Consider the following 12747-nt stretch of genomic DNA (forward strand, 5'->3'; position numbering starts at 1 on the left):
AAGGGCGAGGGCGAGGGCGAGGGTTCGCATTTCGGATCTCTTGAGAGCGCCGCGCTGTCTGCGTGGCGAGTGGTGAGCACTGTGGACCTCGCGCGAGGATTTGATTAGCCACCTAGTGCTTAAATGCCCTAGTAGCTCAGCTAATCAATTACGGAGACTGCCGCTATGGCGCGCCGCAACCTGAACGACCTACTGGCCTTTGTCACGGTCGCCCGCGAAGGCAGCTTCACCCGTGCCGCCAAGGTGCTCGGCGTGACTCAGTCCGCGCTGAGCCAGACAATCCGGGGTCTGGAGGACCGGCTGGACATTCGTCTGCTGACCCGTACGACCCGTAGCGTGTCTCCAACGGCCGCCGGCGAGCGGTTGGCGAAAGCCATCGGCCATCGCTTCGAGGAGATCGAGGCCGAACTCGACGCGCTAACCGCGCTCCGGGACAAGCCCGCCGGCCTCGTACGGATCACCTGCGCCGACCAGGTCCTTCGCGACAACATCTGGCCCAAGCTCGTGCCGCTATTGCGTGAGTACCCGGACATCCAGGTCGAGTTCGATGTGAGCTACGGGCTGCGCGACATCGTCGCCGATCGCTTCGACGCCGGCGTGCGTCTTGGAGAGCAGGTCCACCAAGACATGGTCGCCGTCCCGATCGGGCCGAAGATCCGCATGGCTGCTGCAGCCTCTCCCGAGTACTTCGCTAACCACCCACCGCCGAAGACCCCGGGCGACCTTACGAATCATCGCTGCATTGCCCAGCGGCAGGTGTCCGGTGGTCTCTACGCGTGGGAGTTCGAGCGGGACGGACGTGAGCTCGAGGTACGCGTCGAGGGACAAGTCATCGTCAACACTTCGCCACAGATCGTAAGGGTGGCGCTCGACGGATTTGGGATTGCATTCCTCCCAGAGGAGGAGTTTGAGCCGTACTTCGAAACCGGCCGACTCGTCCGTGTGCTCGATGACTGGTGCGCACCATTCCCAGGCTTTCACCTCTACTACCCGAGCCGCCGTCATCCTTCACCGGCGTTCTCGCTCGTCCTCGATGCCCTCCGATACCGAGGGCATTGATGGCATTAGGTCGGGACAGAGCGGATCTTCTAGCTCTACTTAGCGACGTCCGCTATTGGACGAAAGCGGCCATGGTCGACATCAGCGCAATGATCAGCTTGGACCGGTGCCGATGGTCATTCTGATCGGTACTCGCACTTAGTGCAGCCGACGTCCAACTGTCACTCGACGGGCACGACTTGTCGATTCATCCAGCTTGTCTGCGCAGTTGCGAGCATCAGTTCAAAATTGGACGTTACGGGCCCGGAGGACATTGGAACTTTCGTGCAATCGGTCTGGACCGGTGCCTTAGCCAAGATCCACAGGAACGACAACTGCTGGAACCGGTATCTGGGCAAGGATGGGCGTGTACAAGTCGACGTCCATGTCCTCTGCCACCTCTAGAGTGACCACCAAGGCGTATCGGACGGTCTTATTCGGCTGACCTGCGCCTCTCCAGTCTTTCCACCACCCTCCGACTGGAAATACGGCGATATGGGATTTCTCTGCGAGGTCCGCTGCTGTCCCCATCCACACGTCCGAATGGATAGAGCCTCGGGATTGGAGCTTGGTTCCAAGGAACCATCCGGCCGAATCGGGATCCCTGAAGGCTCCGTGCTCATCCTCTCCGTTTTCGGCGGCCGCCTCCCGCTCAAGCAGGTTGATGCGCTGATTGAACTCCTCGGCCGACTCCGTGGCTCCCTTTACTGAGAATCGAAGTCCATGTGACTGGTAGCGGAATTTGCTCTGCCAACCCCGTTGACTCGGGTTTGGGTCCACGAAATGCGAGAGCGTTATGCGCAATGCGACGGTTGCCTCGCCCAAGGCTTGCAGCGCGGCGGCCGGCCAAGGAATCTCGTGCAGATTGATCGTGTTCAATCTGATGTTGGATCCATCGACACGGTACGGCTTGATGGTCTCCTGGAGAACCACCGTAGGCCTGGTCGCTGTCGACTCGAGGGAGTTTTCCGGGCTAATCGCCCCAAAACCGTAGCGCTTCAGAAGGTTCAACTTCTGCCGCATGAGTCGAACGAGCGGCAACTGCGCCAACATCGCGGGCGTGTACCGGGCGCCGTGGATGACCAAGGCTCGTAGAGTTTCGGGCCAATAGTCTGGATATCGGTCTGACAACCTGGCACAAAGCCTGGCCACTTCGGCCGTGGCGGCGCTTGTATCCCCTGTTTCCGTTAGCAATGCCGTCGCCATGTCGTGTGAGGTCGACAGCAAGCGAAGGTTCTCTGGTCCAACGATTACATGGATCCCGGCGTCCAAACAGCCATTTCCGCCCTCGGCGACCACGTCGGGTTTGTACGGCCAGTTGGTCCTTGGCCACATCAACGATGTCGATGAAGAAGGCGACAAGCCTCCGCCGGCGGCGATCGCCTGGAAGGACGGGTATTCGTCTTGATCGTAGTCGGTTAGATAGGTGCAGGCACCAACCGTAATCGCGTTCCAGGACTGACCTGGATTTTCTACCGGCGACAGATCATTGATTGCGGGATAGTTGTTCCAGTCTGGCCATCCAACGTTTCCCGCAGACAGGACGAATAAGCGCGGCTTGCTCTGCGCGTCTTCGCTCGAATCATCAACCACATCGGGCGCACCGAACGCCAATCGGTCAATGGTCGCAGACCATTCTGACGGAGAGCCCGTGGTCTTCCCAATGGACGTCGTCATCATCGCGAATGTGCGGCGACGATTGGGATATGGATCCTCTACAGCCCTTGTCGCCTGTTCTGTGATCCATCCATACAGGTGCGGGGGATTCTCCCCATCAGGCGGCAGAATCTTGACGGATTCCAAGCGATGCGCGATCTGATACGCCTGGGTCGATGCCAACGGGCCCACCAGATTGCCGTGCAGCACTAGTCCTGCCATCTGCGTTCCGTGGCCGTGATGATCGGTGCGACGCCATGCAGGCTGCAGCGCATGCAGGTCGTCGTCTGCCAGCCCATGCCTGAGAAGAGGATGTCCGTTATTGACGCCCGTATCGAGCAACGCAACGTACGGGGCTTCGTCGCTCTCGCCGTGCGTCGTGCGCGCGGCGAGATCATTCACCCACTCTGCTTGCTCAGCAGGACTCAGCTGTGACAAGAAGAACTCGGCCGTGGGTGCGACGCTGCGGATCTCGGCGACGGCGTCCAGCAACTCGATCGCCTGTTCGAGCATTTCTCGCACCGCGCGTGCTGCAATAACCACGCGACCCGGAAAAGGCACGAAGCCCGGCTCAACCTCAATACCGAGCTGTTGGGCGAGGCCAGCGAAACGGTCACGAGTAACCGACGGCCCCTCGGGCAACTCTCTAAGCCACAACTGAAACCACCTGAGCTCGCCGGCAGGCGGAGCCTCGGAAACATCCGTCCAGAGCTCGTCGAAGGCAGCCTTCCGAACGTTCTCGATGACGCTAACCAGGGCCGCATTTTTCGGCCTGTTGAATCGTGTGTCTTGTTCCAAGTACTCGGTTATCCGACGGACGAATGCTGTCAGGTGCCCGTCAGGTACAAACACCACCACGAGGTCGGAGGCATTCCCTTCTGCAACATTGAGAACTTCGATCCCTTCCCGACGCCACTCCAGCTTCTTGTAGTCGAGAAATCCCTTAGGAGAGATTTCGAGCACGATGGACATGCCCTGCTGGGGCAAATTTGTGTCCGCGCGGAGCTGCGTGAGCTCAGCTTCTCGCCGCGTTAGTTCGGAAAATTGCCGGAGCAGCTTCTGGCCATGGGTCGCCCGATCCCTTGGGGGCGGGGGTGGCTGCTGTACTGTCAGGGTCGACCGAAAGGGCCGCGCGTCCGCAGAATCGACGACTCGAAGGTGATCTAACTCTGGCATGACCCTTACAGGCCATGAGAGCCTGTCCCTTAGCTGAGTTTCACCGGACCAAGGCTAGCAGAACGTTCTGCCAGGTGCTGAAGCACGCTTTCCTCCGTAGCGTAATCCCGATGCTCCAAGACCGAATCCTTCATGGCGTCCTTGCATGCGCGCACGATGTCGGAGTGAGACAAGCCTCGAGCGGCGGACACCATACGCCGTGGGTCCAGTGCCGGGGGCGTCAGCAGCGCCAGGCTGTTCTTGAGCAGGTGAACGATTTCATCATCGTCGGGCGCGCGGTAGCGAATGACGTCGTCAAATCGACGAAACAACGCGCTATCTAGGGAGTCGCCGTGGTTCGTCGCTGCCACTATCAAACTTTCTGACGAATCCTGCTCAATAAGCTGCAGAAACATGTTGAGCGTACGACGCATCTCTGCGACGTCGTGCTGGGTTCCACGCTGCAATCCGAGCGAATCAAATTCATCGAATAGGTACACGCCTCGCGTGGTCTTTAGGGACTCGAAGACCAGACGAAGCTTGGAGGCGCTTTCGCCCATGAATTTGGTAATCAAGCTGTCAAAGCGCGCAATGAAGAGAGGTAATCTCAGCTCCGTTGCCAAGACGCTGGCGGTAAGCGTCTTCCCCGTACCCGGCGGCCCCATCAGCAGCAATTTCCGGCGTGGCGACAAGCCGTGACCGGTAAGACGTTCGTGCTGACGCTGCTCATTTAGGACGCGCTCGAGCTTTGCTCGAACCTCGGATGACACGACCATCTCAGACAAATGATGGCTGGGGTACTGCACGGTAAGTAGTTCTGCCAGATCGCCCTTTGGTTGGGCCAGCGGAACCGGGCGGGAACTTGGCTTCGCGAATTGTTTTGCCTTGGCGGCGTCAATGAGCGCGCGCAATTCCGCGGCAAGCCGCGTATGTCCGCGCTGCGCCTCATCGGCCGCCATCTGGAGTGCGACCGAGAAGAATTGCGCGTCTTCTTCGCCTGCGTAGGCGCGCAGAAGCGCTTTGAGTTGGTCTGCACGCGCCATGGGAGTCTCCTGGGCGAATAGTACGGGAAACCTCCCACGACCCCAGCGGGGCGTGGCTAGTGCTTTTATAGCACGTATGTGCGATAGTAGCAATATGACCTACGCGTTTCCGACCTCTCAAAGAGAACTTCTGATCGCAGCGCGCGCGGGTGCAACCCAAGCAGAGTTTGCGAAGCGACTTGGCGTCGACCGGAGCTGCCTGTCTCGCTATGAGACCGAGCAATTGGGAGCGCCGACGTCGGTGTTGAACTACTGCCTTAAGGCAGTCGCCGAGCTCCATGTGGGCGTCGAAAATGGCTCCGGCGTGCAACTCGCTCTTGCCCACGTCAGAAGAGCCGCCGACACACTGGAACAAGCTGCGAAGAATGAAGCGCAACGTTTTGCCACAACGCGCGTCCGGCCTGCTAGTAGGTCCTGAAGTAGCCCACTTCGGTGAGTTTCATGCGGGGGTCGCACAGGCTGCGACTTAAAAGGTGCTCTGCCTGACGGTTAGGCGCCAATGTCCCATCGTCTGGACCTGAGGTTGTGCGGCACCCTAGCTGGGCATGTTCGGCGCTGCTAGGGCGACGGCCCGGAGCGGGCAGTCAGTGGTCCGTCGAACCCTCGGCCGATAATGGTCAATGTGAGCCTAGGAGAAGCTGTTCGGCTACTTCGCCCCCCTTTGTTTCCGCCTGCGTAAAGTCGGACTAGCCCAATCACCTTGCCTCAAGCCGCACGTGAACGAACACCTCCCACCGCCGGGTTTGACCACTTTCGCGGGCGATGCGCACTCTGCCCCTGAGCGCATGTGCCTGACGCCGAAGGGCGCGCCCGCCACGGATGACGCCTTGGCGTCCGCGCTGGACGTCTCCGGACAGCTCGCCGCCCTGATCGGTGCGGCGTGGGAGGCGACGTCGGCGTTTACCGACGCCCGACATCGCGCCGCCCAAGGGCTGTGCGCAATCTCGTTGCAGCACGGCCAAGCCGTGCAGTCGCTGCTGCCCGCGCTGCCGGCTTCTGCCATCGTGTTGATGCGCCCGCAGTATGAAGCCCTGGTGCGCGCCGTCTGGGCCATGCACGTGGCTCCCGAAGCACAGTTGCAGCGCTTGGTCACCCCGCTGACGCACGAAAGCCAGCAGGCTGCCAAGAAGCTGCCCGGCGTACCGGAGATGCTGGAAAAGCTGGACGCCTCTGGACCACGCGGCGCGGCGACGTTACTTGGACGAGCACGCGAACGCCTTAACGACGGTCTGAATTCCTTCGTGCACGGCGGCATTCATCCGTTTGCGCGCCAGCAGGATGGCTACCCGATTGGCCTGCTGATAGACGTGATGAAAAATAGCAATGCGATGGCGATGCTGACGCTCAACGTGCTGTCGGCGCTTCCGCAACAAGCCGACGCGATAGTGCTGATGCTGGCCTTGTACGAACAGTTCGAAAACGTGCTGCCGACGCTGGAGCCATTACCTGTCACGACAGGAAGCACCTGATGGGCACGATGATTTGCCTTGCCCTAGGCAAGCTTGAGGTGGACTGGGGAAAGAACAACTTTTTCTCCGACCACGGCGCGCTTTTCCAGCCGAGCGATCTCAAGCAGATCCCTACGTACGACGAGGACGAGGAGGCTCCTGAAGGTGAGCCAATCGTCTTGATAGACGAAGGGTTCGGCAAACCCTTGCGCCATGTGCGCGATCGGCTGGAGCTGATGGGCTACACGCTGCGCGCCGTAGAGCATCACTACGAGCGCCTGCATCGCATGCATGGGATGTCGGACAAGCCGATCCCCTTTACTACATTGCGCCGCGCCCTGGCAAAGGTCGATGTCACCAAGGTCAGCGGCAACTACCGCGAGGACTATGACGCGGGCGAGTTCGTGCGCAAGGAAATCCTCCAGCGTTTGGCGCTGGCCTCCGAACGCCACCACTACTACCAGGGAGGCTCGCGACCGGATCACTGGGAAATCGACCTGCTGCTTGAGAACTTCGGTGCGAACGGCGCACTGCGGCTGCTCGCCGAAAACCCGGCGAATCTAGATCTGGACGTTACCTGGGATTTCGGACCCTTGGTGGATGCAGGATGGGCAGAGCGCGAGGAGTTTCAGCCAGGGCCGACGCCCGAGCAGCGCTTCCTGATCGTTACCGAGGGCAGTTCGGACGCGAAGATCCTGCAGAAGGCTCTGCAGCTACTGCGCCCTCATGTCGCCGACTTTTTCCGCTTCGTGGACATGGAAGAGGGCTATCCCTTCGCCGGCACGGGCAACCTGTACCGGTTCACCCAAGGACTGGCAGGCATCGGCATCCTCAACAACACGGTGCTGCTCTACGACAACGATGCCGAAGGCGTGGCCAAGTGGCGCGACACCCACAAACTGACGCTGCCGCCGAACATGCGCCCCATGAAGTTGCCGGACTTGAAGGCGCTCAAGAAGGTAATGACGGTGGGGCCGTCCGGTCGTAGGCGCGCCGACATCAACCAGCGGGCCGCGGCGATCGAGTGCTACTTGGACTTGACGTGTCCCGGTTTGCCGGAGCCGGTGGTTCGCTGGGGCCCCTTCAACAAAGTGTCGGAGACCTATCACGGTGAGCTCGAGCACAAGACGCAGTACATGAAGCACTTCCTCGACCTGCGCGCGGCCGATCCGGCCTACGACTTTTCCAAGATCGAGGCCGTGCTAGACGCGATGGTGGCCGAGTGCGTGGCAATTGCCGAACACAACTTCATCGATTCACGGGCCTCAAGATCCGAGCCGTGGAAATAGGACATCGGGAAGAGCTAACCCCCGAGCAGCCAACCGTCTGGGACGCGATGTGCGCTGCCATGGTCCAGGCGATGACCGCTCTGCCCTCCAATCCCTAGCCTCAAGACTTAATCCTACCGATGCGGCCTACCCCCTTTTCTCGCCCCACAATCGTTGCCGCCACCGAGCTGTTGGATCGGCACAGCCAAGCGGGCATCAACCGCGTCGTGATCCGGCTCGGGCTGGAAACCGAGGTCTCGTCTAACAGCGACGTAAGCGTTGGCAAGAAGTGCGCCCTCATCGCCCGTGCGATCTTGCTCCGACCCGATAGGGTGCTCGAAACCGTAGATGGTCCGATGACGCTTGGGGAAGCGGTCGTCCGCGAGGCGGTGAAACTCGCGCAGCCGGCCTCGACCGACGAAGCGCATACGGCGCTCCTCCGCGGACTGGCGCGCGACGGATTTGTCCTGGTTCCCGCCGTCGGCGGGCAAAATGCCTCGATCCGCGCCGCGCTGCCGAGTGAGATCCAGCTGCCGGCCACCGACGACGAAGTCCACCACCTGCTCCGGCATTTCGGCTTTATCACGCCGCTGGGCCACTTGGACCAGGCGATCGATGCACACACCCGTGGCGACTGGGCCGCGTGCAATGCTCAGCTGCGCTCGTTTCTCGAGGGCCTGTTCGACGACATCGCACGACTCACCTACCCGCAACAGGCCGCCCAACTGGCGACATCGGACAATCGGCGCACGTTGCTAGGCAGCGAAGGCTTCCTCGACTCCGGCCGGGGCGAGTGGTCGATAGACGGCAAGAACTACGTCAATGGGTTGTTCAAGATGCTCCACACCCACGGCTCGCATCCTGGCCTGTCGAATGAGGACCACAGCACCTTCCGCCTGCACTTGGTACTGGTGACGGCAGGCATGTATCTGCGCCGGTTGTACCGTCCCTGACGCAGGCCCATGACCAGCCATCTCAACTTCTTTGTCCCGTTCCAGTCCGCGCCCGCGTGGCACGAAAACCAGCTCACCCGTGCTCTATTGGTCGTGTTGCGCTATAGCCCGATGGCGCATCAGGCGTGGCTCGAGCGCGTGGCCCCTGGACGCCGGCTGCACGCATTGCCGCCCGCCGAGTTCGCCACGCAACGCCAGCGCGTGCTGCCTTCGGGGGAAATGCTGGGGGGCGGCGACGCGATCCCGGGCATCAGCGTGTGGCTGGCACCCGATGCGAAGCAGGTCAACGCCACTCTGGAGGCGTCGGACCGGCAACAGGTGCTGGACGCAATCATCACCTACGGCGGCGAGTTGGTCGTCGTGGTCGAAAACAAGATCAGCTGGTGTGATCCGACGGAACAGCCCCATCGAATCAACCTGCATGGGGCCCCAGTCCAATTCGAGGAGCACCCGCGCTCTGTGCCGTGGCAGGACGTGCTGGCGATTTTCTCCGACTTGCTAGAGCGCGACTTGGTAGCCGGCGCCGAGCGTCTCGTGATCGGCGACTTCCTTGACCTGGTTGAGGCGCACTTCCCCACCATCGGTCCCTATTCGACGATCAGCCGCTGCGGCACCAATGCTTTCCGCTTGGAGCGGCGCCTGGACGCTGTGCAGGGATTCGCGGTGGCCACCGACGAAGGTAAAGCCCAAGGATGGCGAAACATTGATGGCACGCAGAAGATCTTGATGGCCTGGCTCGGCTATCCCAGCGACGCCTCCGCCGTGAGCCTTCGGATGTATCCGGCCGACACTCTTGGACAAGCACGACACTTCTATGCCGATCCGGAGTCCGTGCAAGCCGTGCTCGCGCTTCGGTCGCAGGATTGGCGTGTGGAGCCAAACTTTCATTGGGGCTTCATGGCCCCCGGCTATGCATGGGCGCCGTCCCCGTGCGCGGTCGAGGACTACTGCGCGTACTGGGTGGAGCACATCGGTGAATCGCGCGAGCTGGCGCGATCTGAGTGGGACAGCTACCTGACCACACTGCAGGTCAATTGCATCTTAGACGCATCCGGGAGGCACACGTTCGAGCAGGAGTTCGCGGGAAGCCAACGCCAGAAGGCCAGCCCTCGGCCAGGCTTGTTCTGCGAGGTCACGTGGCCACTGGCGGAAGCGGCCCGACTGGATGCTCGAGGGGCTTTCGTAGGTGCAGTTAGGCAGCGCATCAACCAAATGCTCGCTGCGCTGCGGGCACCACTCCTCGCGTAGCGATCTCGCGCCGCGGCGCCGAACTCACGGATAGTGATCAGATCGGCGTTGTTCTCGGCGACCTGCTCTGAACTGCGGCTTCTTCCCAGTTGGTAATGGAATTTCGGAAGGCCCTCCGTCACCTGGCCAGGCTTGAACAGGCTTTCCCCGACCGGCACCCAAGCGCTCGGGTTTGCCCAAGCCGCCACGCGCCATAATTGACAGATTGTTCCTCGGTGACCGCATGCAACTCTTCAACTTCGACCACGGCTTTACTGCGCCGCAGTCCTTCGAAATCGGCCCGTTCACCGTCGTCGTGGAGGCCGCGCACTGCAAGAATCTCGAGAGGCTACCCCGCCGGACGCTCCAGCGTTATGGGCACGACGCCAACTTCAATCGGGACGTCACCCGCACCGCGTTGAGTCAAGGCGAGTTTCTCCCGACTGCGGAGCTCTCGCTCTCGCAAGGTCAGACGATGCCGCCGTCGACCCTGTTTCCCGGGACGCCAGGCACCGACGCGGCGTACGACTTAGTTATGCTGCTTTCGTTCTTAACCGGACGGAAGGTCTACTTCGAGCATGACCTTACGTGGGATCCACGACGCTCCTACGGGGAGCGGCTACTAACCGGCTACGAATTGACTCTGTTCGCGGTGAAGGCGTGGGGTCTACTGCCGACGGTCGCAAAAGAGGGCCTCAGCGACGCGCTCTATTGCTTAGTCCACGCGCCTCAGTCGCCCGATCTCATCGGCTGGGGCGCGTACGTGAGCGCCGCATTCGACACTATCGTTACATCGTGGGCCAAGGCCAATGGAAAAACGGTCTTTGCCGATGCCGATCTGATCAATCTCGCACGAAAGACCATAGAGAAATCACTAATCGATCAGGGCGTTTCGCCTCGATCGGTGTCGGATATCATCGCGCGCTTCCACCAGATCAAGACCCCGTCCGCACTAGACAAGATTCGGTCATTTGTCGAAGCCAACGGCCTGTTTCCGGCGACACCGTCGGATGATCAAAGCCACCGGCTCCGCCGACTTAATACCTTACGCAACGGCATATCCCATAGTGGAACGGTGCGCATCGACCCCGAACTGGGCGCCACACGGTCCTACAGCGTCGCAGCTGCGGTCGTTCTCCTGACCCAGGAAATCGCAGTACTGTATATCGCCCGCGAACTGCTGGGTGTTGATACCCATGCCACCGAGGTGGCTGAGACAACTGTCAAACGGTTTTTCGACGAAGGCACCTTCCGCGGGCAAAGGGTGTTCGAAGAGGAATACGAGGACTATCTCGCACGTCTGGAATCACGCTGGGTTGAGGAAGGCATCGTCGACCCGCTGGAGATGCACCAGACGTCACCGCCCGACAGCGGAGAGGACGCGCCTACATCCTGAGGATGTCTCTGGCATCCTTTACCCAGTGCGGCGGCGAAGTGGTACGACTGTGGAATTGATTCTAAGACCATCCAAGTAGTCCGCCCAGGCCTGCATCATGTTCTTGCGCTCAGCCAAGTGTGCCGTTCGATTGTAGGCGCGCCCAAGCGGGTCTCGTACCGCATGCGCCAGCTGATGTTCGATGTAGTCTGGACGGAACCCCAGAACCTCATCGAGCACGGTACGGGCCATTGCCCGAAAACCGTGTCCCGTGATCGTGTCGCCGTCATAGCCCAAGTAGCGCAACGCTGCATTGATCGTGTTTTCGCTCATGGGCCGCTTCGCACTTCTCACTCCCGGAAAGACAAACTCGCTGCGCCTGGTTAGTGGCTGGAGATCCTCAAGGACCTCCTTCGCCTGGGATGCGAGCGGAACGATGTGTGGCGTTCCCGTCTTGCTAGCGGTGAAGCGCCACTCGGCTGCAGCGAGGTCAACGTCGGCCCAACGCGCCTTCCGAAGCTCGCCCGGACGTACGAACAACAAGGGGGCCAACTTCAGGGCCGCCTGCGTGACAGGTGAACCGCTGTAGGCGTACATGGCGCGCAGCAGGTCCCCGATCTTGTTGGGGTCGGTCACGCTGGCGAGGTGTCTGACCTGCGGCTGCTCCAGAGCGCCCACGAGGTCATTCGCCGGATTGTTCTGGGCTCGCCCCGTGGCAATTGCGTATCTGAAGACGCGACCTGCGAAGGACCGAGCTCGGTGAGCCGTCTCGACTACACCCCGCTTCTCCAGCTTGCGCAACACCGCCAGCAATAGTGGCGCGGTCACGTCCGTAATGGGGAGCCCGCCGATGGCGGCCATGTCCTTCTCGATCAGCCGACGTTCGCGCTTCACTGAGCCGGGACTGAGTCCTTCCTTGGCCCGCTTGTTCAAGAACTCAGTCGCAATCACGCCGAAGGTTGTCTCTGCGCGCTCAGCCTTCGCAACCCGCTCGACCCTAGCGGCGTTAGCCGGACTGCCGCCCCCTTTCACCAAGGCACGAAGGCGATCCCGTTCGGCACGCGCCTCCGCCAGGCCCATCACCGGGTACTCCCCCATCGTGATGATGCTCGCCTTGCCGGCGTAGCGATATCGGTACCGCCAAACCTTACCGCCACTTGGGCGCACTTCGATGCACAGGCCATTAGCGTCCGCGAGGCGGTAGGCACTCGTACGCGGCTTGAGTGTCCGTAGCTTCGTGTCGGTGAGCATGTGTGAGTCAGCCAATTGTGAGTCAGCGGCCACCCGCCAGCCCTATGACTCACAGCCTGACTCACTTTTTTTCTGGATTCAAGGGGACTCGTTTGGACCAACACGCACAAAAAACCCCGCTATTTGCGGGGTCGTATGCCTTTTCTCGGACTGTCTTGGACAACCTTGGACGCTTATGTGGTGGGCCCACCAGGATTCGAACCTGGAACCAAGGGATTATGAGTCCCCTGCTCTAACCGTTGAGCTATAGGCCCGCAGCGGAATCGATTGTAGCGGCTGCACAAACGACGAGCCCGCCAATCGGCGGGCTCGCGTGCATTGCGGTGACGCGTC

At 60.9% G+C, this 12747-nt stretch carries 9 protein-coding genes and 1 tRNA gene; 6 read left to right on the plus strand and 4 right to left on the minus strand.

The window, feature by feature from the left end:
- Window positions 1-165: 165 nt before the first annotated feature.
- Window positions 166-1059, plus strand: coding sequence for a LysR family transcriptional regulator (locus tag ACVWWW_RS14965; RefSeq protein WP_027081710.1), 894 nt, complete (start codon window positions 166-168; stop codon window positions 1057-1059).
- Window positions 1060-1347: 288 nt separating this feature from the next.
- Here the strand turns inward: ACVWWW_RS14965 and ACVWWW_RS14970 are convergent, their stop codons facing one another.
- Together ACVWWW_RS14970 and ACVWWW_RS14975 are read right to left on the minus strand one after the other, a co-directional pair.
- Window positions 1348-3666, minus strand: a complete 2319-nt coding sequence (locus ACVWWW_RS14970; protein ID WP_196804299.1) for a S8 family peptidase — start codon at window positions 3664-3666, stop codon at window positions 1348-1350.
- A 233-nt stretch (window positions 3667-3899) separates the two neighbouring features.
- Complete coding sequence (locus ACVWWW_RS14975; RefSeq protein WP_027081708.1) at window positions 3900-4892, minus strand: AAA family ATPase; 993 nt, start codon at window positions 4890-4892, stop codon at window positions 3900-3902.
- A 716-nt stretch (window positions 4893-5608) separates the two neighbouring features.
- On the opposite strand from ACVWWW_RS14975, the gene ACVWWW_RS14980 reads away from it, so the two are divergent.
- The 5 genes from ACVWWW_RS14980 (at window position 5609) to ACVWWW_RS15000 (ending at window position 11184) form a co-directional block, all read left to right on the plus strand.
- A complete protein-coding gene (locus tag ACVWWW_RS14980) occupies window positions 5609-6361 on the plus strand; it encodes a DUF6988 family protein (RefSeq protein ID WP_155914077.1) in 753 nt (250 codons plus the stop codon).
- Window positions 6361-7629, plus strand: a complete 1269-nt coding sequence (locus tag ACVWWW_RS14985) for a HEPN/Toprim-associated domain-containing protein (protein ID WP_051234614.1) — start codon at window positions 6361-6363, stop codon at window positions 7627-7629. Before ACVWWW_RS14980 ends, ACVWWW_RS14985 begins: the two co-directional genes overlap by 1 nt.
- 170 nt (window positions 7630-7799) lie before the next feature.
- Window positions 7800-8561, plus strand: a complete 762-nt coding sequence (locus tag ACVWWW_RS14990; RefSeq protein WP_456998731.1) for a hypothetical protein — start codon at window positions 7800-7802, stop codon at window positions 8559-8561.
- A 9-nt stretch (window positions 8562-8570) separates the two neighbouring features.
- Window positions 8571-9809 carry a hypothetical protein gene (locus ACVWWW_RS14995; protein WP_027081706.1) on the plus strand — a complete coding sequence of 413 codons (1239 nt, stop codon included), beginning with the start codon at window positions 8571-8573 and terminating at the stop codon, window positions 9807-9809.
- A 223-nt stretch (window positions 9810-10032) separates the two neighbouring features.
- Window positions 10033-11184, plus strand: a complete 1152-nt coding sequence (locus tag ACVWWW_RS15000; RefSeq protein WP_027081705.1) for a hypothetical protein — start codon at window positions 10033-10035, stop codon at window positions 11182-11184.
- An 18-nt stretch (window positions 11185-11202) separates the two neighbouring features.
- Here the strand turns inward: ACVWWW_RS15000 and ACVWWW_RS15005 are convergent, their stop codons facing one another.
- Window positions 11203-12414 carry a phage integrase central domain-containing protein gene (locus ACVWWW_RS15005; RefSeq protein WP_036140968.1) on the minus strand — a complete coding sequence of 404 codons (1212 nt, stop codon included), beginning with the start codon at window positions 12412-12414 and terminating at the stop codon, window positions 11203-11205.
- A gap of 178 nt (window positions 12415-12592) precedes the next feature.
- A tRNA-Ile gene (locus ACVWWW_RS15010) sits at window positions 12593-12668 on the minus strand.
- Between the last annotated feature and the right edge of the window lie 79 nt (window positions 12669-12747).

This window comes from Lysobacter sp. HA18 (assembly GCF_054057595.1).

What these genes read in the sequence shown, in the direction of transcription:
- ACVWWW_RS14965 (WP_027081710.1), top strand. Translation starts at nt 166, where the DNA reads ATGGCGCGCCGCAACCTGAACGACCTACTGGCCTTTGTCACGGTCGCC.
- ACVWWW_RS14970 (WP_196804299.1), bottom strand. Translation starts at nt 3,666, where the DNA reads ATGTCCATCGTGCTCGAAATCTCTCCTAAGGGATTTCTCGACTACAAG.
- ACVWWW_RS14975 (WP_027081708.1), bottom strand. Translation starts at nt 4,892, where the DNA reads ATGGCGCGTGCAGACCAACTCAAAGCGCTTCTGCGCGCCTACGCAGGC.
- ACVWWW_RS14985 (WP_051234614.1), top strand. Translation starts at nt 6,361, where the DNA reads ATGGGCACGATGATTTGCCTTGCCCTAGGCAAGCTTGAGGTGGACTGG.
- ACVWWW_RS14995 (WP_027081706.1), top strand. Translation starts at nt 8,571, where the DNA reads ATGACCAGCCATCTCAACTTCTTTGTCCCGTTCCAGTCCGCGCCCGCG.
- ACVWWW_RS15000 (WP_027081705.1), top strand. Translation starts at nt 10,033, where the DNA reads ATGCAACTCTTCAACTTCGACCACGGCTTTACTGCGCCGCAGTCCTTC.
- ACVWWW_RS15005 (WP_036140968.1), bottom strand. Translation starts at nt 12,414, where the DNA reads ATGCTCACCGACACGAAGCTACGGACACTCAAGCCGCGTACGAGTGCC.